Origin of the sequence: Nonomuraea marmarensis, assembly GCF_043197025.1 — a bacterium.
Classification (GTDB): domain Bacteria; phylum Actinomycetota; class Actinomycetes; order Streptosporangiales; family Streptosporangiaceae; genus Nonomuraea; species Nonomuraea marmarensis.
Genome location: NZ_JBICRM010000002.1, coordinates 420,354 through 444,066 on the forward strand (window position 1 = coordinate 420,354; position 23,713 = coordinate 444,066).

The following is a 23,713-nucleotide window of genomic DNA, read 5'->3' on the forward strand; positions in this document are numbered from 1 at the left end:
ATATTCCATACGGTATACCGTCTACAAAGGAGGCTCGAATGGACCTGTACGAGTACCAGGCGAAGGAGCTCTTCGGGCGTCACGGCATCCCGGTTCCCGCGGGCAGGATCGCGGGCACCCCGGCCGAGGCCCGCGCGATCGCGGCCGAGCTGAACGCGCCCGTTGTCATCAAGGCCCAGGTGAAGACCGGTGGACGCGGCAAGGCAGGTGGCATCAGGACCGCGGCGGGACCGGTCACCGCCGAGCAGGAGGCCGACCGCGTGATCGGGATGGACATCAAGGGGCACATCGCGCGCAGCGTGCTGGTGGAGACGGCGACCGTGCCGTTCGAGGAGTATTACGCGGCTTTCCTGGTCGACCGGGCTGAGGGCGGGTTCCTGGCGATGGTGTCGGGCCGGGGCGGCATGGAGATCGAGGAGCTCGCGGCCACCGACCCCGACGCCCTGGTGAGATTGCCGATCGACCCGGTGGCGGGAGTGGACGAGGACACCGCGCGGCTGCTGGCGGCCAAGGCGGGCCTGCCCGAGCAGGCGGCCGAGGTGCTGGAGAAGTTGTGGCGGGTGCTGGTCGCTGAGGACGCGTTACTGGTCGAGGTCAACCCGCTGATCTGCACCACGGACCAGCGGATCGTGGCACTCGACGGCAAGGTCACCCTGGACGACAACTCTGGATTCCGGCACTCCTGGGAGTACGCGGAGCATTCGGACAGCCTGGAGGCCCGGGCCCGGGCCAAGGGATTGAACTACGTCAAGCTGGACGGGAAGGTCGGCGTCATCGGCAACGGCGCCGGGCTGGTCATGAGCACGCTCGACGTGGTGGCCGGGGCGGGTGCAGCACCGGCCAATTTCCTGGACATCGGCGGCGGCGCGTCCGCCCAGGTCATGGCCGACGGGCTGGAGATCATCCTGGCCGACCCCGACGTGCGCTCGGTGCTGGTCAACGTCTTCGGCGGCATCACGGCCTGCGACGCGGTGGCCAACGGCATCGTCACCGCACTCGAACTCCTCGGCGAACGCGGCCACGGCAGGCCCATCGTCGTACGGCTGGACGGCAACAACGCCGAGGTGGGCAGGCGCATCCTCAGCGACGCCAGGCACCCGGCGGTCCGGCAGGTCTCCACCATGGACGGCGCCGCCGAGATGGCGGCCAGACTCGCGGCAGGTGCTTGATGGCGATCTTTCTGACCAAGGACAGCCGGGTGCTCGTACAGGGCATGACGGGCGCGGAGGGCACCCGGCACACCGCCCGCATGCTCGCCGCGGGCACTGACGTCGTGGCCGGGGTGACCCCTGGCAAGGGCGGGCGGTCCGTGGACTTCGGCGACCGCACGGTGCCCGTGTTCGGGTCGGTGGCCGAGGCGGTGTCGGAGACCGGGGCCGACGTCTCGGTGATCTTCGTGCCGCCGCGGTTCACCGGCTCGGCCGTGGAGGAGGCCGTCGCGGCGGCCGTGCCGCTGTGCGTGGTCATCACCGAGGGTGTGCCCGTGCATGACGCGGTCCGCTTCCGCGCCCTCGCGGGCGGCCGGACCAGGATCATCGGGCCCAACTGCCCCGGCCTGATCAGCCCGGGGCAGTCCTCGGCCGGGATCATCCCCGCCGACATCACCTCCGCGGGGCGCATCGGGCTGGTCTCGAAGTCGGGGACGCTGACGTACCAGCTCATGTACGAGCTGCGCGACCTCGGCTTCTCCACCGCCGTCGGCATCGGCGGCGACCCGGTCGTCGGGACCTCGCACATCGACTGCCTGCAGGCGTTCCAGGACGATCCGGCGACGGAGGCCATCGTCATGATCGGCGAGATCGGCGGCGACGCCGAGGAGCGGGCCGCCGCCTACATCGCCTCCCACGTCACCAAGCCCGTGGTCGCGTACGTGGCCGGGTTCACCGCCCCCGAGGGCAAGACCATGGGGCACGCGGGCGCGATCGTGTCCGGCTCGTCCGGCACCGCCCAGGCCAAGAAGGAGGCCCTGGAGGCGGCCGGGGTCCGGGTCGGCCGCACGCCGTCCGAGACGGCCCGGCTCATGCGCTCGGCCCTCACGAGAGCCGCGACGGCATCAAAGGCGACCGAGCCGCCTCACGGAGTGAGGCAATGAACACGCGTGTCGTGAGGTTCGACGTCAACCTGTCCATCCTGTTCACCGATCTGCCGCTGCTGGAGCGTCCTGCCGCGGCGGCCAAGGCGGGGTTCGACGCGGTCGAGTTGTGGTGGCCCTTCGACACCCCGGACCCCACGAGCGCGGAGCTCGCGGCGCTGCGGCAGGCCGTCGATGACGCCGGGGTACGCCTGGTCGGCCTGAACTTCGACGCCGGCGACATGGCCGCGGGCGAGCGCGGCCTGCTGGCCAGGCCGGACGACTCGGCCAGGTTCCAGGCCAACATCGACGTGGCCGTGCGGCTGGCGGGCGAGCTGGGCTGCGGGGTGCTGAACGCCCTGTACGGCAACGAGCCGGACACCGACCGGGAGCTGGCCGTGGCCAACCTGCGGCGGGCGGCGGACGCGGCAGCCGGGATCGGCGCGACCGTGGTGGTCGAAGCCCTCAACTCCCACGAGAACCCGAAATATCCGATCACGTCGTCGCAGGCGGCGTTCGAGCTGATCGACGAGGTGGACAGGGAGAACGTGGCCTTCCTGGCCGACCTGTACCACCTGAACCGGATGGGCGAGGACGTGTTGTCGCTCATCGACCGGCACGCGGCCAGGTTCGGCCATGTGCAGATCGCCGACGACCCCGGCAGAGGGCAGCCGGGCAGCGGGCGGATGCCGTACGAGGAGATCTTCGGGCGGTTGGCGGACGCGGGATATCGCGGGCACGTCGGCCTGGAGTACCGGCACGAGGGGCCGGGCGCGTTCGAGTGGAGGCGGGCATGAACATCGGGTTCGTCGGTTTGGGGATCATGGGCAGCCCGATGGCGGCCAACCTTCTCAAAGCCGGACATGCGGTGACCGGGTATGACGTGAGCGCCGAGCGCATCGAGCAGCTCGCCGGCCTGGGCGGCAAGGGCGCGTCGAGCGTGGTCGAGGCGGTCGCCGGCGCGGAGGCGGTGATCACGATGCTGCCCGACTCGCCACAGGTGGAGGAGGTCGCGCCGCTGGTCATCGAGTACGGCAAGCCGAACCTGCTCTACATCGACATGAGCACCATCAAGCCGGAGACCTCCCGCTGGGTGGCGCGGCAGGCGGCGGCCGTCGGCGTACGGGCGCTGGACGCCCCGGTCAGCGGCGGCGAGCGCGGCGCGATCGACGGCACGCTCTCGATCATGGTGGGCGCCGAGCCCGAGCACTTCGACGCGGCCAAGTCCGTGTTGTGGTCGCTCGGCACGACGGTCGTGCACGTCGGCGCGCCCGGCGCGGGCCAGACCGTGAAGGCCGCCAACCAGCTCGTCGTCGGCGGCATCTACGGGCTGGTGGCGGAGGCGATCGTGCTGCTGGAAGCCTCGGGCGTGGACCCGGCCGCCGGGCTCGACGTGCTCGCGGGTGGCCTGGCGGGCTCCAGGATCCTCGAGCTGAAACGGCACACCATGGTCAAACGGGAGTTCGCCCCCGGATTCCGGATCGACCTGCACCACAAGGACATGGGCATCGCCGTCGCCGCCGCCCGCGAGGCCGGGGTCAGCCTGCCGCTCACCGGCCAGGTCGCCCAGCTCGTGGCCGCGGCCAGGGCGCAGGGCCACGGCTCGCTCGACCACTCCGCCCTGCTCAAGGTGATCGAAAGGCTCAATGGATGAACCGCATTCCCTGCATGGAGGCCGTGGTCGCGGTCCTGGAGTCGGAGGGGGTGGACACCGTCTTCGGCATCCCCGGCGCGGCCATCCTGCCGCTCTACGCCGCGCTCCAGCACAGCTCGATCCGGCACATCACCGTACGCCACGAGGAAGGCGGCACCCACGCGGCCGACGGCTGGTCCCGGGTGACGGGGAACGTCGGCGTCTGCATCGGCACGTCGGGCCCCGCCGGCACGAACATGATCACCGGCCTCTACACCGCGCTCGCCGACTCCATCCCGATGATCTGCGTCACGGGCCAGGCGGCCACCTCCAAACTGCACCAGGAGGCGTTCCAGGCGGTCGACATCGTGGAGATCGCCAGGCCCGTGACCAAGTGGGCGGTGCAGCTCAAGGAGCCCGCGCAGGCGCCGTGGGTGTTCAGGGAGGCGTTCCGGATCGCTCGCTCGGGACGGCCCGGGCCGGTGCTCATCGACCTGCCGATCGACGTCCAGCGCGGCACCTGCCTGTACGACCGCGACGTGGACGCGCCGCTGCCCGTCGAGGTGCCGCAGCCGCTGCCCGCGGCCGTGCGCAAGGCCGCCGACCTGCTGGCGGAGGCCAGGCGGCCGATCATCCTGGCCGGCGGCGGCGTGATCATCGCCGACGCCGCCGACGAGCTGCGCGCGCTGGCCGAGCACCTCCAGGTGCCGGTGCAGGTGACGCTCATGGGCAAGGGCGCCTTCCCGGAGGACCACCCGCTGTTCGCCGGAATGGCCGGGATCCAGACCCAGACGAGGTGGGGCAACGCCGCGTTCCTGGACAGCGACCTGGTCCTGGCCGTGGGCGCCAGGTTCGGCGACCGGCACACCGGCGACCTCGACGTCTATCGCGGGGGGCGCAAGTTCATCCACGTGGACATCGAGCCGATGCAGCTCGGCCGGGTCTTCGAGCCCGACCTCGGGATCGTCGGCCACGCCAAACCGGTGCTGGCGGAGCTGGTCACCGAGGCGCGCCGCCGCAGCGGGCCGCAGGAGCCGGGCAAGTGGGTGCGCAAGATCGGCGACCTGCGCCGGACGATGGCGCGCCGCGACGACTTCGACGACGTGCCGATCAAGCCGCCGCGGGTGTTCAAGGAGATCAACGAGTATTTCGGCAGGGACACCACGTTCGTCACGGCCATCGGGCTCTACCAGATCTGGTCGGGCCAGTTCCAGACGACGTACCTGCCGCGGCGCTACCTGGTCTGCGGGCAGGCCGGGCCGCTGGGCTGGGAGATACCCGCGGCCATGGGCGTCAAGTGCGCGCATCCGGAACGCCAGGTCGTGGCCGTGGTCGGCGACTACTCCTTCCAGTTCCTCATGGAGGAGGTGGCGGTGGCGGCGCAGTACCGGATCCCGTTCGTCATCGTCATGGTCAACAACGAGTATCTGGGTCTCATCAGGCAGGCGGAGCTCCCGTACGACATGAACTACGCCGTTGACCTGCACTACGGCGAGGGCGGCATCGACCACGTCAAGGCCATGGAGGCGTTCGGTTGCCCGGCTCGCCGGGTAGAGGTGCCCGATGACCTCCAGGACGCCCTGGCCTGGGCGTCGGCCGAGTCGGCACGGGAGCGGCTGCCGGTGCTGGTGGAGGTGATGGTCGAGCGCGAGGCCAACGCCGCCATGGGCCCATCGCTGGAGGCGATCAAGGAGTTCGAGCCGCTGCCCGAGCTCATCACCGCCGACTGGTCCGACTGAGGAGGAGCGCTCATGCAGCTCAAGCCTGGTACGGCCTGGCGCGACGCCTACAACGGATGTTGCACGGCGGCGCCGGAAGCCTTCCACGACGATCGGGTGCTGAACCACTGGGGCGGCATCTGGCACCGCGACGGGCGTCCCGTGCCGAGCTTCTCGCCCGTGGACGGCACCGCCATCGCGGGCCTGCCCAGGCTCGACAGGGCAGGCGCCGGGCGGGCGGTGGCCGGGGCCGTCGAGGAGCACCGGCGCTGGCGGTACCTGCCGCTGGCCGACCGCAAGGCGATGGTCTCGGCGGCCGTGGAGTCCATGGCCGAACACCGCGACCTGCTGGCCCTGCTGCTGGTCTGGGAGATCGGCAAGCCGTGGAAGACCGCCCGCGCCGACGTCGACCGCTGCCTGGACGGCGTGCGCTGGTACCTCACCGAGATCGACCGCATGACGACCGGGCGCATGCCGCTGCCCGGTCCCGTCAGCAACATCGCGAGCTGGAACTATCCGATGAGCGTGCTCATGCACGCCATGCTCGTGCAGGCGCTGGCCGGCAACGCGGTGATCGCCAAGACGCCCACGGACGGCGGCTTGTGCTGCCTCACCCTCGCCTGCGCGCTGGCCGTACGTGAAGGGCTGCCGTTCACGCTGGTCAGCGGTGGAGGGGCGGAGCTGTCGCCGGTGCTGGTGGCGGGCAAGTCGCTGGGCTGCGTGTCGTTCGTGGGCGGCAGGGACGCGGGGGCCAAGGTGGCGACCTCGCTGGCCGACCTCGGGCGTCGGCACGTGCTGGAGCAGGAGGGGCTCAACTGCTGGGGCGTGTGGGAGTACGGAGACTGGGACCTGCTCACGAGGCAGATCCGCGCCTCCTTCGACTACGGCAAGCAGCGCTGCACCGCCTACCCGCGGTTCGTGGTGCAGCGGTCGTTGTTCCATGAGTTCCTGGGCGCCTACCAGGCGGCGGTCGGCTCGCTGCGCTTCGGCCATCCGCTCGCGGTCGAGGATGCCGACGACCCGCTTCCGCAGCTGGACTTCGGCCCGCTGATCAACGCCTCGAAGGCCAAGGAACTGGCCGACCAGGTGGACGAGGCGGTGGGACGGGGCGGCGTGCCGGTGCACAGGGCGTCGCTCGAGTCCGGACATTTCCTGCCGGGGCAGGATATTTCGGCGTACCTCCCCCCGACCGCCCTCCTCAACCCGCCCCGCTCCTCACCCCTCTTCCACGCCGAGCCGTTCGGCCCGGTGGACACGATCGTGCTGGTGGACACGGAGGCCGAGCTGCTGGCCGCCATGAACGCCAGCAACGGCGCCCTGGTGGCCACCCTGTCCTGCGACGAGGAGGAGACGTTCCACCGGCTGGCCCCCGAGGTGCGGGCGTTCAAGGTGGGCCACAACAAGCCGCGCTCGCGCGGCGACCGCGAGGAGCTGTTCGGCGGGCTCGGCGCGTCGTGGCGCGGCGCGTTCGTCGGCGGCGAGCTGCTCGTGCGGGCCGCCACCTCGGGCCCGGAGGCCGAACGCCTGCCCGGCAACTTCCCGCACTACACGCTGCTGCCTTAGAGGGGCTGCCTTAGAGGGGCTGCCCTAGAAGGCCCCGAAGCGGGTCGCCACGAGCAACACCAGGAAGGTCAGCATGGCGACCCGCAACAACCTCCCGCCGATCCCCAGCGACGGCCACGACAGGTACGCCAGCCAGCCGATGAACACGATCACCGGCAACACGGCCACGCCGCCGATCGGGTTGGCCACCGCGAACCCGGCCAGCAGCAGGATCACCAGCACGACAGGCGCCACCCACCGGGGCACCTGCGTGAACAGGAACGTCATCGGCACCGCGCTGCGCTGCTCCACGGCCTTGCGCAGCCCGGTCGCGCCTGGGGTGAAGAACCGCTCGCCCTGGGGCAGCGGACGCTTGTTGTCAGGGGCCACACCCAGAGCCTACGGGAGTTCGCGCATCAGGCGGCCATAGCACCTCTAGGCTGGTCGGGTGCTCGCCGTGATCCGATACACCGTTCCAGAGTCCCAGTCCCAAGACTTCGTCAAGCAGGGCCACACCATCCTCGACACGCTCGCCGCCCAGCCGGGCTACCAGCGGGGCAGGCTGGCCAGGTCGGTCGATGAACCCAACCTGTGGGCGCTGGTCAGCGAGTGGGAGGGCGCCGGGTTCTACCGCAGAGCGCTCTCCGCCGCCCGGATGGCGATGTATCCACTGATGATTCTCATGGTCAACGAACCCAGCGCGTTCGAGGACGTTTACACGCAGGATGGGGTGTAGGAATACTCGCGAGCGAGAGGGGCCGAGCGTCCCCTAAGCTGGGATCTCACCAATTTCACTCGCCGACCTCCAGCCGGAAAGAGAATCAACCAAAATGGCACGACGCACCGACGTCATGGACACCATCGTCAGCCTCGCCAAACGCCGCGGGCTCGTATACCCGTCGAGCGAGATCTACGGCGGACTGCGCGCGTCGTGGGACTACGGTCCACTGGGTGTCGAGCTGAAGAACAACGTCAAGCGGCAGTGGTGGCTGTCGATGGTCCAGTCGCGCGACGACGTCGTGGGCCTCGACTCCTGCGTCATCCTGGCGCCCGAGGTGTGGCGGGCCAGCGGCCACGTCGAGACCTTCACCGACCCGCTGACCGAGTGCCTGTCCTGCCACAAGCGCTTCAGGGCCGACCACCTCATCGAGGCCTACGAGGAGAAGAACGGCAAGTCGCCCGAGGGCGGCCTGGCCGACATCACCTGCCCCAACTGCGGCAACAAGGGCACGTTCACCGAGCCCAGGCAGTTCAGCGGCCTGCTCAAGACCTACCTCGGCCCGGTCGAGGACGAGTCGGGCCTGGCCTACCTGCGGCCCGAGACCGCGCAGGGCATCTTCATCAACTACCTCAACGTGCAGCAGTCGGCCCGCAGGAAGATCCCGTTCGGCATCGGCCAGATCGGCAAGTCGTTCCGCAACGAGATCACCCCGGGCAACTTCATCTTCCGCACCCGCGAGTTCGAGCAGATGGAGATGGAGTTCTTCGTCAAGCCGGGCACGGACGAGGAATGGCACCAATACTGGATCGACGAGCGGTTCCGCTGGTACTCCGACCTGGGCATCAGCAAGGACAATCTGCGCCTCTACGAGCACCCGGCGGACAAGCGCTCCCACTACTCCACGCGCACGGTCGATGTCGAATACCGCTTCAACTTCGCCGGCTCGGAGTGGGGTGAGCTCGAGGGCATCGCCAACCGCACCGACTACGACCTGACCGCCCACTCCAAGGCGTCGGGTGTCGACCTGAGCTTCTTCGAGCAGGACACCGGGGAGCGTTACGTCCCCTACGTCATCGAGCCGGCCGCCGGTGTCGACCGGGCCACGCTGACGTTCCTGCTGGACGCGTACAGCGAGGACGAGGCGCCCAACGCCAAGGGCGTCATGGAGAAGCGCACGGTCATGCGGCTCGACCACCGGCTCGCGCCGGTCAAGGCCGCGGTGCTGCCGCTGTCGCGCAACGCCGACCTGTCGCCGAAGGCCCGCGACCTGGCCGCGCAGCTGCGGCGCAGGTGGAACGTGGAGTTCGACGACGCGGGCGCGATCGGCCGCCGCTACCGGCGCCAGGACGAGATCGGCACGCCGTTCTGCATCACGGTCGACTTCGACACGCTCGACGACCAGGCGGTGACGATCAGGGAGCGCGACTCGATGGCCCAGGAGCGCATCTCCATCGACGCCGTGGACGCGTATCTTCGCCAGCATCTCAACGACTAGTCTTTGCGTTCTTCGCACGGGCCGCCCGCCGAAAAACGGCGGGCGGCCCGTTTCGCGTTCAAAATCAAGGTCTTTTACGGCGGAGCCAAGTGGACTCCTCCCGCCGTCGCCGGCTGACGACCTTCCAGGGGGACGCTCCTCCGCTTCACCGCCGCACCGCCGTGACGCGCGCACGCTTGACCGGCTTCGTGGTTTCACGTCAGCCCGTTCGCGGGTTATACGGCACCGGATGCCGCCCGGATGAAGTTGTCCAATCTTTGACCGGATGTGGCCGTCGTGATTGACAAGCCCCCAGGCATACACCGACATTGCGGGCATCCCTAGCGGCATTCGGGGGCTGATTTCTCGGAGGCGCGATGAAGCGCACGTTAATCATGTTAGCCAGCACACTCCTGTTACTCGGCTCGTTCACCGTCCCACCCGCGTCCGCGGTGCCGAAGCCCGCGGCAGGCCCCGACGGGGTCTTCGTCTACACCGGTGAGCTCACCGCCGGCCAGCTCGCCAAGCTGGTCGCGGCAGGTGTGGACCGCGAGGAGATGCGGATCGTCAAGCGCACCAACGGCAAGGTCACCATCGAGGTGATCCTCGCCTCCGCCCTGGCCGACACGCTGGCCAGACAGGGCGTCACCCTGAAGGCCCAGACCGCGGCCGCGGCCCGGCTGGCGGCAAAGGGCGACGGGGTGTTCAAGCGGTACGCGGGCGCGGGCGGCATCCGTGAAGAGATCATCGCCGCGGCGAACGCCAAGCCCGGCCTCGCCAAGGTCGTCAACCTCGGCAACAGCCTCAACGGCACGCCGATCACCGCGATCAAGGTCACCAAGGACGCCCGCAAGCTGGGCGACGGCAAGCGCAAGGCCATGCTCTACGTAGGCGCACAACACGCCCGCGAATGGATCACTCCCGAGATGGTGCGGCGGCTGCTGCACCACTTCCTCGACGGCTACGGGACCAACGCCGAGCTGACCCAGCTCGTGAACACCACCGAGTTGTGGTTCCTGCCGGTGGCCAACCCCGACGGATACGACTACACCTTCACCCCCGACAACCGCCTGTGGCGCAAGAACCTGCGTGACAACGACGGCGACGGGCAGATCACCAGCGCCGACGGCGTCGACCCCAACCGCAACTTCGCCTACAAGTGGGGCTACGACAACGAGGGTTCCTCGAACATCCTCTCCAGCCAGACCTACCGCGGCAAGTCGCCGCAGTCCGAGCCGGAGACCGTGGCGCTGGACAACCTGACCAAGCGGGTGCAGTTCACGTACCTGCTGAACTACCACTCCGCGGCCATGTTGCTGCTGTACGGCATCGGCTGGCAGCAGGCCACGCCGTCGCCCGACGACCTGATCTTCGAGGCCATGCTCGGCGACGACGCCCACCCGGCCGTACCCGGTTACGACCCCGACATCGGCGCCGAGCTCTACACCACCAACGGCGAGACCGACGGGCACGTGAGCAATCTGCGGGGCGTCATGGCGATCACGCCGGAGATGTCCACGTGCGAGGACGCGGTCCAGAGGGACCCGAATGACGAGTGGACGCTCGACGACTGCACCGGCGGGCTGGGCTTCACCTTCCCCGACAGCGAGGCGCTGATCCAGGACGAGTTCCTCAAGAACGTCCCGCTGGCGCTGGCCGCCGCCAAGACCGTGCACACGCCGGACAAGCCGGTCTCCGTGGTCGGGCGCACGGTGCCCGACTTCGCGCCGGACTCCTTCAGCGTGTCGTACGGCGACCCGCAGCCGGTGGCCGTCACCGCCCGCAGGTCGCTGCAGTCCAAGGTGTTGCGCTTCCGCATCAACGGCGGCCCGGCGCAGACCAGATCCCTGTCCGAGTGGCAGGGCGGCGAGCGGTACGGCGACGAGAACGACCTGTACTTCGCCGAATACCGCGCCACCGTCAGCGGCGCGAAACCGGGTGACAAGGTCGAAGTCTGGTTCCAGGGCTTCAAACAGGGCACCGGCGTCGTCTCCAGCTCGCACTTCACCTACACCCTGGCCAAGGACTCCGCGGCCAAGGTGCTGGTGGTGGCGAACGAGGACTACACCGGCTTCAACCCGGACTACCCGGCCTCGGTGACCGCGCCCAAGTACACCACCAAGTACAAGCAGGCCCTGCAGGCCGCCGGGTACGCCTCCGAGACGTGGGACGTGGACGCCCAGGGCGTGCCGCACCACCTAGGGGTGTTGTCGCACTTCAAGGGCATCGTGTGGGAGCTGGGCGACAACCGGCTGTCCATGGACCAGCAGGACCTGGTCACCGTGACCCCGCTCGGCAACCTGCCCGACGCCGACGTCAAGCGGTCGCAGCAGGACCTGACCATCTCCATCCGCGACTACCTCAACGAAGGAGGCAAGCTCCTCTACACCGGCGAGACCGCCGCGTACTACGGCATTCTCGACACCATCATCGGCGGCATCTACTACGGCATCGACGGCAACCCGGACGGCGACTGCGTGGTCACCACCGTCCAGGGCCTGTTCGACGAGTGCCTGCTGCTGGCCGACGACTTCACGCAGTACTACATGGGCGTCGGCGGCCGCATCCCGCGCGAGAGCCCGGCCGGCTTCACCGGCACGGGCCCGCTGGCCGGGGTGAACGGCACGTTCGGCGGGCCCGCCACGGTGGCCAACCCGGTGGACGAGGCCGGCGTGCTGCAGCCCGTGGGCACGGACTTCCCGCTGTTCAAGGGCACACCAGCGGCTGATTACGTGCTCGGCGCCGGCGGCCCGTTCGACCCCGTCGAAGGCCAGTGGTACGTCAGGGGCCCGCACGCCGACGACTCCTACATGCGGCTGACCAGGACCGTCAACCTGGGCTCCGTGACAGCGGCGCAGCAGCCGAGACTGGCGTTCCAGCTCTCCTTCGACACCGAGCCCGGCTACGACAACGTCATCATCGAGGCCCACACGGTCGGCCAGGACAACTGGACCACGCTGCCCGACCTGAACGGCGGCACCGACACCGGGGTCCCGACGGAGTGCGAGGCCGGGTTCTATGTGGCGGAGCACCCCTGGCTGCTGCACTACCTGACCCCCGGCAACCCGTGCACGCCGACCGGGACCAGCGGCTCCTGGAACCGGTTCACCGAGAACTCGGGCGGCTGGCAGCAGGTGGCCTTCGACCTGTCCGCGTACGCGGGGCAGCAGGTCGAGGTGTCGATCAGCTACGTGACCGACCCGGGCACCGGCGGCGTCGGCGCGTTCGTCGACGACACCCGGATCACCACCACCGCCGGAAACCTCGAGGCCGAGGGCTTCGAGACCGGGCTCGGCCCGTGGACGATCCCCGGACCGCCGGCGGGCAGCCCGACGGGCGCCGGTGACTTCGTCAGGGCGCAGGCCGACAAGACGGCGGCCGTGGCCACCAAGGACACGGTGCTCGTGGGCTTCGGCCTGGAGCAACTCGCCAACGACAACGAAAGGAACGCGACCGTCAAGAAGCTGATGAAGTATCTGATCGGCTGACCTAACCCAGGACGGCCACCCCACACCGGGGTGGCCGTCAGGCCAGGTGGCGGCCGAACCAGTCCAGGACCCGCTCGTACGCCTGCGCCGCCGCCTGCGCGTCGTACCGCTGCCCCGTGTCGTTGAAGAACGCGTGCCCGACCCCGGGGAACGTCACCAGCTCGTGCGTCAGCCCCGCCTTCTCCAGCGCGGCCTTGGCGGCGTCCCTGGTGGCGTTCACCCGGTCGTCCTGCTCGGCGTACACGCCCAGGACGGCGGCCTTCGTACCGGCCATATCGGCGTTGCCGGGCAGCGGGCCGTAGAAGGGCACGGCGGCGGCCAGCCGGGGCTCCGACGACGACAGCAGCAGCCAGGTCATGCCGCCGCCGAAGCAGAAGCCCACCATGCCGAGCTTCGCCCCCTCCGCGCGGTTGAGCAGCTCGCCCACCGCCGCCTTCATGTCGGCCACGAACCGCTCGGGCGCGATCTCCCCGAGCTTGGCGGTGGCCTGGGCGGTGTCGGTGAACGACGCGGTGCCGCCCTCGCGGGACAGCAGGTCGACCGCCAGGGCCGAGTAGCCGCTGGCGGCCAGGCGGCCGGCGACCGAGCGGATGTGGTCGGTGAGGCCGCGGTTCTCGTGGATCACCAGGACCGCGCCCTTCGGGTCGGTGGCGGCGGCCCACGCGGCCTGCAACGTCGTACCCTCAGGCCCGGGGAAGGTGATCGGCTCCGTCGGCAGCGGCGCGGGACCCGCCGGGCTGGCCGAGGCCGAGGCCGAGGCCGAGGTGGTGGCGGGAGCGGGGGAGGCCGCCGGTTCCGGTGGCGCGCCGCAGGCGGCGAGGAGCGCGGTGGCGGCGGGGAGGCCCAAGCCCATCAGGGCGAGCCGCCGCAGCGCTTCGCGGCGGGGAATCAGGCCGTCCACGTGGTCGAGGGCCACCTCTTCTGCGAGATAGCGCTGGATGGGCGTCATGCCGGAGATGTAACCCCATTCACCGAAAAATCGTGTAAAGGCGGCGGTTACGCAGCCTTTCGCGGTCGCTTGATGACATACCCCTAAGCCGATACGAGGCTCAATCGAGGGGACGAGGAACACCAATGCGTACATCACGTTTCGCTCTTGTGTTGCTGGCCGCCGGCGCGGTGCTCATGACCGGGAGCGCCGCGTTCGCCGATCCCGAGCCGACCGCTCTGGAGCTGCGGGTGGTCGTGGACGACTGCCCCAAGGTCGTGCAGCCATGACGGAGCCCACACCGCTCGGGCCCGCACTGCTCGAACGGGCGCTGTTCGAGGTCAAGCGGGTGATCGTGGGCCAGGATCACATGGTCGAGCGGCTGCTCGTGGCGGTCCTCGCCAAGGGTCACTGCCTGCTCGAAGGCGTGCCCGGCATCGCCAAGACGCTGGCCGCCGAGACCATGGCCAAGGTCGTGGGCGGCACGTTCGCCCGCATCCAGTTCACGCCGGACCTGGTGCCGGCCGACATCGTGGGCACCAGGATCTACCGGCCGTCGACCGAGTCGTTCGACATCGAGCTCGGGCCGGTCATGGCCAACCTGCTGCTCGCCGACGAGATCAACAGGGCGCCCGCGAAGGTGCAGTCGGCCCTGCTGGAGATCATGGCCGAGCGGCAGGTCAGCATCGGCGGCGTCACCCATGACGTGCCGAGGCCGTTCCTGGTGCTGGCCACGCAGAACCCGATCGAGTCGGAAGGCGTCTACCACCTGCCCGAGGCGCAGCGCGACCGCTTCCTGATGAAGATCGACGTGGACTATCCCAGCGAATCGGAGGAGCTGGCGATCGTCTACCGGATGAGCGTGGACCCGCCGGTGGCGCAGCCGATCCTCGACCCCGCGCAGGTCGTCGCGCTGCAGCGGCGGGCGGAGGAGGTGTTCGTGCACCACGCGGTCGCCGAGTACGCCGTCCGCCTCGTCTACGCCACCCGCGACCCCGACCGGTACGGGGTGGCGGACCTGCGGCGGTTGCTGGCCTTCGGCGCGAGCCCCAGGGCCACGCTCGGCCTGCTGGCGGCCGGCCGGGCGCTGGCGCTGATGCGGGGGCGCGACTACGTGCTGCCCGAGGACGTACGGGACCTGGCGCACGACGTGATGGCGCACCGGTTCGTGCTCTCGTTCGACGCGCTGGCCGACGGGGTGTCGCCCAGGCAGCTCGTGGACCGGGTGCTGGCGGCCGTGCCCATGCCGGTGATAGCGCCCCAGCAGGAAGCCCGGGAAGCAGCGGCATGAAGCCGTACCTGATGGCCGAGTCCGCGCTCCGCAGGCTCGAGCTGACGATCACCAGGAGGCTGGATGGACTGCTCCAGGGCGAACACCTCGGCCTGGTTCCGGGCCCCGGCAGCGAACTGGCGGAGGCCAGGCAGTACCAGCCGGGCGACGACGTGCGGCGGATGGACTGGAACGTCACCGCCCGTACGAACGACCCGCACGTGCGGGACCTGGTCGCCGACCGGGAGCTGGAGATATGGGCCCTGCTCGACGCCACCGCCAGCATGGACTTCGGCACCGCGGCGATGGAGAAGCGGGAGCTGGCCCTGTCCGCGCTGGCGGCGGTCGGCTTCCTCACCCAGCGGACCGGCAACCGGATCGGCACCCACCTGCTGCACGGCGGCGGCGTCAGGACGTTGCCCGCCAGGACGGGCCGGCCGCACCTGATGGCGCTGCTGCAGGCGGCGTTCGCGCTGCCCAGGACCCCGCCGGGGGTGGCCGAGCCGCTGCTCGGCGTGGCGGTCGAGCAACTGGGCAGGGTGGTACGCCGCCGCGGCCTGGTCGTCGTCGTGTCGGACTTCCTGGACACACCGGAGACCTGGGAGCAGCCGCTGCGCCGGCTCACCGCCAGGCATCAGGTGCTGGCCGTGGAGGTGCTCGACCCGCGCGAGCTGAGCCTGCCCGACGTGGGGATCCTGATGCTGATCGACCCGGAGACGGGCCGGCGGCGCGAGGTCGCCACGGGGAACGCGCGGCTGCGCCGCAGGTACGCGGAGGCGGCGGCCGGGCAGCGCGACGCCATCGCGCAGGGGCTGCGCCGGGCTGGGGCGACCCACCTGCGGCTGCGCACGGACCGGGACTGGGTGCGCGACCTGGTCCAGCACGTCATGAGGCAACGCCGCCTGGCCAGGCTGGCCGCCAGCCCGGCACTGCCCGCGCGGCCACCCGATGGAGGAGGTGATGCGGCGTGACCTTCATCGCGCCCTTCTGGCTGCTGCTGCTCATCCCCGTGGCCCTGCTCGCCGTCACGTACGCGATCATGGCGCTGCGCCGCAGCTCGTACGCCGTCAGGTTCACGAATCTGGACCTGCTCGACAAGATCGCGCCGAGGCGGCCCGGGTGGCGCAGGCACGTTCCCGCGGCGGCGTTGTTGTTCATGTTCGCCCTGCTGGTCGTGGGCTTCGCCAGGCCGACGGCCGAGGTGCAGGTGCCGAGGGAACGCGCGACGATCATGGTGGCGTTCGACGTGTCCGCGTCGATGGGGGCCACCGACGTTTCGCCGAACCGGTTCGAGGCGGCCCAGCAGGCGGCCAGGCAGTTCGTCCAGGGGTTGCCTGAGCGGTTCAACCTCGGCCTGGTGTCGTTCTCCTCGACGGCCTCGGTGGCGGTGCCGCCCACCAGGGACCGGCAGGCGGTGCTGAGCGCGCTCGACCGGCTCAGCACGGCGTCTGGCACCGCCATCGGCGAGGCGGTCTACTCCTCGCTGGAGGCCATCGCGTCGCTCGACACGGAGGAGGAGGCGCCGCCCGCGCACATCGTGCTGCTCTCGGACGGCTCCAACACGACGGGACGCACGGTGACCGAGGCGGCCACCGAGGCGTCCAACAGGGGCGTTCCGGTCACCACGATCGCGTACGGGACGCCGGACGGCACCATCTCCCTCTCGGGCCGCGAGGTGCCGGTGCCGGTGGACGGCCCGGCTCTGCGCGGGCTGGCGGAGGCGGCCGGTGGCGGCTTCTACGAGGCGGCGAGCGGCGACGAGCTGCAGGCCGTCTACGAGGACATCGGCACCTCGGTCGGCTACCGGACCGAGCGTCAGGAGGTATGGCAGTGGTTCGTGGCGGCAGGGATGGTCTTCGCGCTGATCGCGGCGCTGACGTCGATGCTCTGGTTCTCGAGGCTGCCGTGAGGGGCCTGGGCCGGCCGCGCGGGCCGGAGTTCCGCACGCTGCCCCTGGACGCCCGCCAGGAGCCCGCAGTGCCCCTCACCGTGCCGCATACCGTGCCGAACGTGCCGAAGGCGCAGAAGGCACCCACAGCGCCGCCCAAGGGACGCCTGCTGGTGACGGCCGCGCTCGTCGCGGCGCTCACCGGAGCGGCGGCGGGCGTGGCGGGGGCCCGGCTCTACGAAGGGTCCGAGCCGGCCCCCGCCGCGGCCCTCCCGAGGGTGGCGGCCGCCCCGTCGGCCGGCCTGAGCGGGCTCAGCGCGACGGCCGCCCGCGTGTTGCCCAGCGTGGTGTCCGTGGAGGCCGGCAGGGGAGGCGGTTCCGGGTTCGTGGTGGACGAGCGGGGCCACATCCTCACCAACGCGCACGTGGTCAGCGGCGAGGTGCAGGTGACCGTGGTGCTGAACGACGGCCGCCGGCTGACCGCTCAGGTGATCGGCGAGGACGACGGCGAGGACCTGGCCGTGCTGGAGGTCGACTTCCCCGGCGACCTGACGCCCGCCACGCTCGGCAGGTCCTCGGACCTGTCCGTGGGCGACCAGGTGCTCGCCATCGGCTCGCCGCTGGGCCTGTCGGGCACGGTCACCGCCGGCATCGTGAGCGCCCTGGACAGGGAGGTACGGCTCGGCGGCGCCCGGCGTACGGCCGTGCAGACGGACGCGTCCATCAACCCCGGCAACTCGGGCGGCCCGCTGGTCAACGCCAGGGGCGAGGTCGTGGGGGTGAACACCGCGATCGCGGCGAGCAGGGGCGGCGGCAACATCGGCATCGGGTTCGCGATCCCCATCGACAGGGCGGCGCCCATCGCGGAACGCATCATCCGAAATTAGGGTCCTTGGCATGCGACTGCTTGTGGTTGAGGACGAGGAGGACCTGGTCGACGCGTTGCGGGTCGGGCTGGTCCGCGCGGGATACGCGGTGGACGTGGCCTACGACGCGCCTGCCGCGCACGAGAAGCTGCAGATCAACACGTACGACCTGGTCCTGCTCGACCTGAACCTGCCAGGCGGCGACGGCTTCCAGCTCTGCCGCACCGTCCGTGCCGCGGGGCAGGGCGCGCGGATCATCATGGTGACCGCCCGCGACCGGCTGGACGACCGGGTGCGCGGGCTCGACGAGGGGGCCGACGACTACCTGGTCAAGCCGTTCGCGTTCCCGGAGCTGCTGGCCAGGGTGCGGGCGCTGCTGCGCAGGGACGCCGGCGGCGGCACGTCCGTGATCGAGGTGGGCGGGCTGCGGATCGACACGGCCAGGCTGGAGGTGTCGCTGGACGGCCGGTCGCTGGCGCTGACCCCCAAGGAGTACGGCGTGCTGCATTATCTGATGACCAAGCCGGGGCACGTGGTCTCCAGCGAGGAACTGCTCGAACACGTCTGGGACGAGCACACGGACCCGTTCACCAGCACCGTGCGCGTCACGGTCGGCAACCTGCGCCGCAAGCTGCAGGAGGACGGCCTGATCGAGACGGTGATCAGCCGCGGCTACCGGCTCAAGGAGCCGACATGATCCACACCATCCGCTTCCGGATCACCGTGCTCTACTCGGGCCTGCTGTTCGTGCTGGCCGCGATCGTGCTCGGCGGCATCTACTTCGCGGTCTCCAAGACCACCGACCAGCGCCCGTACACCACCGAGTACGCCAAGGCCTACCGCGGCAGCGAATACCTGGGCAAGCAGGAAGTGGTCTTCGTCGAAGAGGTCGAGAACGCGGTCAACGTCGGGACGATGGCCACGTTGCGCGACTACTCGCTGGCCACGCTGGCCGGCCTCTACGTCGCCAGCCTGGGCATCGGCTGGGTGCTCGCGGGGCGGGTGCTGCGCCCGGTCAGGTCGATCACGCACACCACGGAGGAGATCCAGGCCACCGACCTGACCCGGCGCATCAAGCTGAACGGCCCGCGCGACGAGCTGAAGGACCTGGCCGACACCATCGACACCATGCTGGAACGGCTGGAGGAGGCGTTCAGCGCGCAACGCCAGCTCATCGACGACGCCTCGCACGAGCTGCGCAGCCCGCTGACGATCATCCGCGCGAACGTGGACGCCGTGCTCGCCGCCCCCGACGCCAGCGACGAGGAGCGGGCCAGGGCCGTGGCCATCGTCGACCGCGCGACCACCCGCATGACCAGGCTCGTGGAGGACCTGCTGGCCAGCGCCAGGCGCCAGGGCGCCGCGTTCGCCGACGCCGACCTGGATCTGGCCAGGGTGGCGGGGGAGGCGTGCGAGGAGCACGCCACCCCGGCCGCCGCCCGCCACGTGACGATCGTCCGTGACCTGGGGCCCGGCCTGGAGATGACCGGCGACTCCGACGCGCTGCGCCGCGCCGTGGCCAACCTGCTGTCCAACTCCGTGCGCCTGTCGCCGCCCGGCGGCACGATCCGGGTCGCGGCGGGCAGGTCGGAGGGCTGGTTGTGGGTGGCGGTCCGCGACGACGGGCCCGGGCTGGGGGAGGCGGATCAGGCGCGGGTGTTCGACCGCTTCTGGCGCGGCGAGGCCAGCCGCCGCGACCGCCACACGGGTCTGGGTCTGGCCATCGTCCGCCAGATCGTGGAGTCGCACGGGGGCCGGGTGTCGGTGTTCTCGCGGCTGGGGCAAGGGGCGACGTTCGTGCTCTGGCTGCCGCCGCGGGACGGCGTGCCGGGCTCGCCGCCCGAGGACAACCCCCTCGCCTCCTAGGACATCCGCCGCCGGCAGATCGCCCGGGTGACGAGGAAGGCCAGCACCGGCAGCACGAACACCGCCACCCGCAGACCGAAGACGACCACCTGGTACGTGTCGGGCGGCACGGTCAGCAGCGCGTCCGGCGCGGGATTCGGCTGCGGGAAACCGGCCGCGGAGTGCATCTCCGGCGACGCCTCGGACAGCCACATCCCCGCCCACAACACCGTGAAGAACGTGATCACCGCGACGCCCAGCGCCGTGCGCACCGGCGCCTGCGACGGCCGGTCCAGCAGCTGGTGGTAGTCGCCGTCTCCGGTGAACCGCCGCTCCAGGAACGGATACAGGAAGAGCACGCCGAAGAACACCGCGAGGATCAGCGGCGGTATCCACAATCCGAGCTGTAACACGTACCCGCCGATCGTGATCTCCCACGGCGGGACCAGCCGCTGCGCGCCGTCCAGCACCCCGTAGTACCAGAACGGCTGCGCCGACGGCGGATAACCGCCCTGGCTGTACGCCCCGTGCTCCCACACCGGGTTGACCCGCACGAACGTGGCCAGCAGCGCGATGACCCCCATCGTGAACAGCGCCGTGGCGCCGTTCTTGACCGCGAAGTAGGGGAAGAACGGCCCGCCGGTGACCCGGTGTTCGTCGGCGGCTGTCGCCCGGCGCTCGGTGTGCTTCTGCCGCCAGGTGAGGATCAGCGCGTGCACCGGCACCACCGCCAGCAGGATGCCGGGCACCAGCAACACGTGCGTGACGAAGACGCGCGGGATGACCTGGCCGGGGAACGCGCCGTCGAACACGAACGCCGACAGGTACGTGCCGGCCAGCGGGATCGACAACAACAACCCCTGCGCCTGCCGCAGCCCGGTCATGGCGAGCTGGTCGGCGGTCAGCGAGACCCCCAGGAACGCCTCGAACAGCGCCAGCCCGAACAGCATCACGCCGAGCATCCACGTCAGCTCGCGCGGCTTCCTGAAGGCGCCGGTGAAGAAGACGCGGCACATGTGGGCCACGATCGCCAGCACGAACACCGTCGCCGACCAGTGGTGCAGCTGGCGCATCAGCAGCCCGCCGCGCACCTCCAGGCTGATCTCCGTGACCGACGCGAAGGCCACGTCGGGGTTGGGTTTGTAGAACAGCGTCAGGAACGTCCCCGTGAGCACCAGCAGCGCGAACGAGTAGAGCGCCAGCTCGCCCAGCAGGAACGACCAGTGGCTCGGGAACAGCTTGCGCAGTTGCGGCCGGAGCCAGCGGGCGAACGGCAGGCGGTCGTCGAGGTAGATCGTCGAGTCGACGGCCGCCTTTGCGGAACCCGCGACGACCCGGGCGCGCCGCTTGGGCTTGGTAGGAGTGGCCATGGGGGCCTCCTGGTGGGGGTGTGATCCGATTCTGCACCCACCCGCCGTCTTTCTCAAGAATTGGTTTAAACCAATTGGTCTAATCCAATTTTGCGACTTCCGAGCTTATAATTGGATTAGACCTCTCATAGGCCCTTCACCAGCACAAACGCCGACTTATACGAGGAGTGCAGTTTCATCATCAATTTCGCCGGTAGAGTCCGGGCAGAGGCGTTGGATTGGAGCGTGTGGTGGCCAAGTACGTTTACGACTTCACCGAGGGCAACAGGAATCTCAAGGATCTTCTCGGCGGCAAGGGTGCGAACCTCGCCGAAATGACCAATCTTGGGCTGCCCGTTCCCCCCGGATTCACGATCACCAGTGAGGCGTGCCGCCATTACCTGGCGGAGGGCGCCGAGCCGGACGGCCTTTCCGAGGAGGTCGCCGAGCACCTGGAGGCCCTGGAGGCCCAGATGGGCCGGCGGCTCGGGCAGGCCGACGATCCGCTGCTGGTGAGCGTGCGGTCGGGGGCCAAGTTCTCGATGCCGGGGATGATGGAGACGGTGCTCAACATCGGTCTCAACGACGAGTCCGTGCACGGCCTGGCCAAGCAGGCGGGCGGCAACGACCGGTTCGCCTGGGACTCCTACCGTCGGCTCATCCAGATGTTCGGCAAGACCGTGCTCGGGATCGATGGCGAGCGGTTCGAGCAGGCGCTGGACGCGGTGAAGGGCAAACGCCAGGACACCGACCTGGACGCGGGCGAGCTGCAGGGCCTCGTGGAGACGTTCAAGGGCATCGTGCGCGAGGAGACCGGCAAGGACTTCCCCACCGACCCGCGCGAGCAGATGCGGCTGGCCGTCATGGCCGTCTTCGACTCCTGGAACGCCCCGCGCGCCATCCTCTACCGCCGCCAGGAACGGATCCCCGCCGACCTCGGCACCGCCGTCAACATCGTGGCCATGGTCTTCGGCAACGTCGGCAACGACTCGGGCACCGGCGTCGCCTTCACCCGCGACCCCGGCTCCGGCCGGCAGGGCATCTACGGCGACTACCTGCAGAACGCCCAGGGCGAGGACGTGGTGGCCGGCATCCGCAACACGATCCCGCTGGAGGAGCTCGAACGCATCGACAAGCAGTCGTACGACGAGCTCCTCGCGATCATGCGGACCCTGGAGAACCACTACAAGGACCTGTGCGACATCGAGTTCACGATCGAGCGCGGGAAACTGTGGATGTTGCAGACGCGGGTCGGCAAGCGTACGGCGGCGGCCGCGTTCCGCATCGCCACCCAGCTCGTGGACCAGGGCCTGATCACGCTGGACGAGGCCGTCACGCGCGTCACCGGCGACCAGCTCGCGCAGCTCATGTTCCCCCGCTTCGACGGCGGCGCCGCCAAGCAGAAGATCGCCAAGGGTATGAACGCCTCCCCCGGCGCCGCGGTCGGCAAGGCCGTCTTCTCCTCCGAACGGGCGGTGGAGCTGTCGGAGCAGGGCGAAGACGTCATCCTCATCCGCCGCGAGACCAACCCCGACGACCTGGCCGGCATGATCGCCGCCAAGGGCATCCTGACCAGCCGCGGCGGCAAGACCTCGCACGCGGCGGTGGTGGCCCGCGGGATGGGCAAGACGTGCGTGTGCGGGGCGGAGGAGCTGGAGGTCTCCACGCGCGAGCGCACGTTCACCGCGCCCGGCGGGGTGGTGGTCTCGGAGGGCGATGTGATCTCCATCGACGGGACCTCCGGGGAGGTGTTCCTCGGGGAGGTGCCGGTGGTGGACTCGGCGGTGGTCGAGTACTTCGAGCGCGGCATTCAGGATGACGACCTGGTCGGGGCGGTGGACCGGATCATGCGCCGCGCGGACGCGGCCCGCAGGCTGGGCGTGCGGGCGAACGCGGACACCCCGGAGGACGCGGCTCGGGCCCGTCGCTTCGGCGGGGAGGGCATCGGCCTGTGCCGGACGGAGCACATGTTCCTGGGCGAACGCCGGCAACTGGTGGAAGATCTGGTGCTGGCATCGACGGACGAGGACCGCCAGGCGGCGCTGGACGCGCTGGAGCCGCTACAAAAGACCGACTTCCTCGGGATTTTTCAAGCTATGGGCGGCGACCCCGTGACAATCCGCCTAATCGACCCACCTCTCCACGAGTTCCTCCCTGACATCGTGGACCTGTCGGTCAAAGCGGCCACGGACGAGGCCACGGAGAAGGACCACCAGCTCCTGGCAGCGGTAAAACGCCTGCACGAGCAGAACCCGATGCTGGGGTTGCGCGGCGTACGCCTGGGCCTGGTCATTCCGGGCCTGTTCGCGATGCAGGTGAGGGCGATAGCCCAGGCGGCCAAGGAAGTCCCTGGGGCAAAGCCGGAGATCATGATCCCGCTGGTGGCGGCCGTACAGGAGCTGGAGTCGGTACGAGAGGAGGCGCGCGGCATCCTCGCGGAGGTCGGCGTGGAGGCCCTGATAGGCACCATGATCGAGGTCCCCAGGGCAGCCCTCACGGCGGCCCAGATAGCGGAGGCGGCGGAGTTCTTCTCGTTCGGCACCAACGACCTGACCCAGATGGCGTGGGGCTTCTCGAGGGACGACGTGGAATCGGCCTTCTTCCCGAAGTACCTGGACCTGGGCATCTTCGGCGTCTCCCCGTTCGAGACCCTGGACCGAGAGGGAGTCGGCCGCCTCGTCGAAATAGCGGTGGCGGAAGGCAGATCGGCCAGACCAGACCTGCACCTGGGCATCTGCGGCGAACACGGCGGAGACCCGGACTCGATCCACTTCTGCCACGACGTGGGCCTGGACTACGTCTCCTGCTCCCCGTTCCGCATCCCGGTGGCCCGCTTGGAGGCAGGCCGAGCAGCCTTGGCAGAAACGGACTCCGACACCCGCTAGATCATTCCGGGGTTCCGCCCCTTCGACCCCGGAAA

General features: G+C 69.9%; 20 protein-coding genes. 17 read left to right on the plus strand and 3 right to left on the minus strand.

Annotation, left to right across the window (positions count from 1 at the left end):
* Positions 1–38: 38 nt before the first annotated feature.
* From sucC to ACFLIM_RS04985, 6 genes are read left to right on the plus strand one after another with little or no spacing between them, the layout of a single operon-like run.
* A complete protein-coding gene (gene sucC / locus ACFLIM_RS04960) occupies positions 39–1,169 on the plus strand; it encodes an ADP-forming succinate--CoA ligase subunit beta (protein WP_393162331.1) in 1,131 nt (376 codons plus the stop codon).
* Entirely contained in the window at positions 1,169–2,092 is a 924-nt protein-coding gene (gene sucD, locus ACFLIM_RS04965; protein ID WP_393162333.1) for a succinate--CoA ligase subunit alpha, read from the plus strand. The genes sucC and sucD overlap by 1 nt, the downstream gene beginning before the upstream one ends.
* On the plus strand, positions 2,089–2,868 hold the full coding sequence (locus ACFLIM_RS04970) for a hydroxypyruvate isomerase family protein (protein ID WP_393162335.1): 780 nt from the start codon (positions 2,089–2,091) through the stop codon (positions 2,866–2,868). The genes sucD and ACFLIM_RS04970 overlap by 4 nt, the downstream gene beginning before the upstream one ends.
* Positions 2,865–3,725 (plus strand): NAD(P)-dependent oxidoreductase, encoded by an 861-nt coding sequence (locus tag ACFLIM_RS04975; protein ID WP_393162337.1) that lies wholly within the window; start codon positions 2,865–2,867, stop codon positions 3,723–3,725. Before ACFLIM_RS04970 ends, ACFLIM_RS04975 begins: the two co-directional genes overlap by 4 nt.
* Complete coding sequence (gene gcl / locus ACFLIM_RS04980) at positions 3,722–5,443, plus strand: glyoxylate carboligase (protein ID WP_393162339.1); 1,722 nt, start codon at positions 3,722–3,724, stop codon at positions 5,441–5,443. Before ACFLIM_RS04975 ends, gcl begins: the two co-directional genes overlap by 4 nt.
* Before the next feature lie 12 nt (positions 5,444–5,455).
* On the plus strand, positions 5,456–6,985 hold the full coding sequence (locus ACFLIM_RS04985; RefSeq protein WP_393162341.1) for an aldehyde dehydrogenase family protein: 1,530 nt from the start codon (positions 5,456–5,458) through the stop codon (positions 6,983–6,985).
* A gap of 24 nt (positions 6,986–7,009) precedes the next feature.
* On the opposite strand, the gene ACFLIM_RS04990 is transcribed toward ACFLIM_RS04985, so the two are convergent.
* Entirely contained in the window at positions 7,010–7,354 is a 345-nt protein-coding gene (locus ACFLIM_RS04990; protein ID WP_393162343.1) for a DUF6703 family protein, read from the minus strand.
* A 58-nt stretch (positions 7,355–7,412) separates the two neighbouring features.
* Between ACFLIM_RS04990 and ACFLIM_RS04995 the strand changes: the two genes are divergently transcribed.
* The 3 genes from ACFLIM_RS04995 to ACFLIM_RS05005 all read left to right on the plus strand — a co-directional run bounded on the left by ACFLIM_RS04995 (position 7,413) and on the right by ACFLIM_RS05005 (position 12,647).
* On the plus strand, positions 7,413–7,700 hold the full coding sequence (locus ACFLIM_RS04995; protein ID WP_393162345.1) for an antibiotic biosynthesis monooxygenase family protein: 288 nt from the start codon (positions 7,413–7,415) through the stop codon (positions 7,698–7,700).
* A 94-nt stretch (positions 7,701–7,794) separates the two neighbouring features.
* Positions 7,795–9,180 (plus strand): glycine--tRNA ligase, encoded by a 1,386-nt coding sequence (locus ACFLIM_RS05000; protein ID WP_393162347.1) that lies wholly within the window; start codon positions 7,795–7,797, stop codon positions 9,178–9,180.
* A 356-nt stretch (positions 9,181–9,536) separates the two neighbouring features.
* Positions 9,537–12,647 (plus strand): M14 family metallopeptidase, encoded by a 3,111-nt coding sequence (locus ACFLIM_RS05005; protein ID WP_393162349.1) that lies wholly within the window; start codon positions 9,537–9,539, stop codon positions 12,645–12,647.
* A 37-nt stretch (positions 12,648–12,684) separates the two neighbouring features.
* Here ACFLIM_RS05005 and ACFLIM_RS05010 read toward each other — a convergent pair whose 3' ends face one another.
* Positions 12,685–13,596: a dienelactone hydrolase family protein gene (locus ACFLIM_RS05010; protein ID WP_393162351.1), complete on the minus strand. Its 912-nt coding sequence runs from the start codon at positions 13,594–13,596 to the stop codon at positions 12,685–12,687.
* A gap of 125 nt (positions 13,597–13,721) precedes the next feature.
* On the opposite strand from ACFLIM_RS05010, the gene ACFLIM_RS05015 reads away from it, so the two are divergent.
* The 7 genes from ACFLIM_RS05015 to ACFLIM_RS05045 are packed head-to-tail and all read left to right on the plus strand — an operon-like array spanning position 13,722 to position 19,465.
* On the plus strand, positions 13,722–13,865 hold the full coding sequence (locus ACFLIM_RS05015) for a hypothetical protein (protein ID WP_393162353.1): 144 nt from the start codon (positions 13,722–13,724) through the stop codon (positions 13,863–13,865).
* On the plus strand, positions 13,862–14,866 hold the full coding sequence (locus tag ACFLIM_RS05020; protein WP_393162355.1) for an AAA family ATPase: 1,005 nt from the start codon (positions 13,862–13,864) through the stop codon (positions 14,864–14,866). The genes ACFLIM_RS05015 and ACFLIM_RS05020 overlap by 4 nt, the downstream gene beginning before the upstream one ends.
* On the plus strand, positions 14,863–15,816 hold the full coding sequence (locus ACFLIM_RS05025; RefSeq protein ID WP_393162357.1) for a DUF58 domain-containing protein: 954 nt from the start codon (positions 14,863–14,865) through the stop codon (positions 15,814–15,816). Before ACFLIM_RS05020 ends, ACFLIM_RS05025 begins: the two co-directional genes overlap by 4 nt.
* Entirely contained in the window at positions 15,813–16,754 is a 942-nt protein-coding gene (locus ACFLIM_RS05030) for a VWA domain-containing protein (RefSeq protein WP_393162359.1), read from the plus strand. Before ACFLIM_RS05025 ends, ACFLIM_RS05030 begins: the two co-directional genes overlap by 4 nt.
* The gene (locus ACFLIM_RS05035) at positions 16,751–17,620 is read left to right on the plus strand and encodes a S1C family serine protease (protein ID WP_393162361.1); all 870 of its coding nucleotides are present in this window, start codon (positions 16,751–16,753) and stop codon (positions 17,618–17,620) included. Before ACFLIM_RS05030 ends, ACFLIM_RS05035 begins: the two co-directional genes overlap by 4 nt.
* A gap of 10 nt (positions 17,621–17,630) precedes the next feature.
* Positions 17,631–18,296, plus strand: a complete 666-nt coding sequence (locus ACFLIM_RS05040; protein ID WP_393162363.1) for a response regulator transcription factor — start codon at positions 17,631–17,633, stop codon at positions 18,294–18,296.
* On the plus strand, positions 18,293–19,465 hold the full coding sequence (locus tag ACFLIM_RS05045; RefSeq protein ID WP_393162365.1) for a sensor histidine kinase: 1,173 nt from the start codon (positions 18,293–18,295) through the stop codon (positions 19,463–19,465). Before ACFLIM_RS05040 ends, ACFLIM_RS05045 begins: the two co-directional genes overlap by 4 nt.
* On the opposite strand, the gene ACFLIM_RS05050 is transcribed toward ACFLIM_RS05045, so the two are convergent.
* Positions 19,462–20,814: a cytochrome b gene (locus ACFLIM_RS05050; protein WP_393162367.1), complete on the minus strand. Its 1,353-nt coding sequence runs from the start codon at positions 20,812–20,814 to the stop codon at positions 19,462–19,464. The two genes, ACFLIM_RS05045 and ACFLIM_RS05050, sit on opposite strands and share 4 nt — an antisense overlap.
* Positions 20,815–21,044: 230 nt before the next feature.
* Between ACFLIM_RS05050 and ppdK the strand changes: the two genes are divergently transcribed.
* Positions 21,045–23,678: a pyruvate, phosphate dikinase gene (ppdK, locus tag ACFLIM_RS05055; protein WP_393162369.1), complete on the plus strand. Its 2,634-nt coding sequence runs from the start codon at positions 21,045–21,047 to the stop codon at positions 23,676–23,678.
* Positions 23,679–23,713 lie beyond the last annotated feature (35 nt).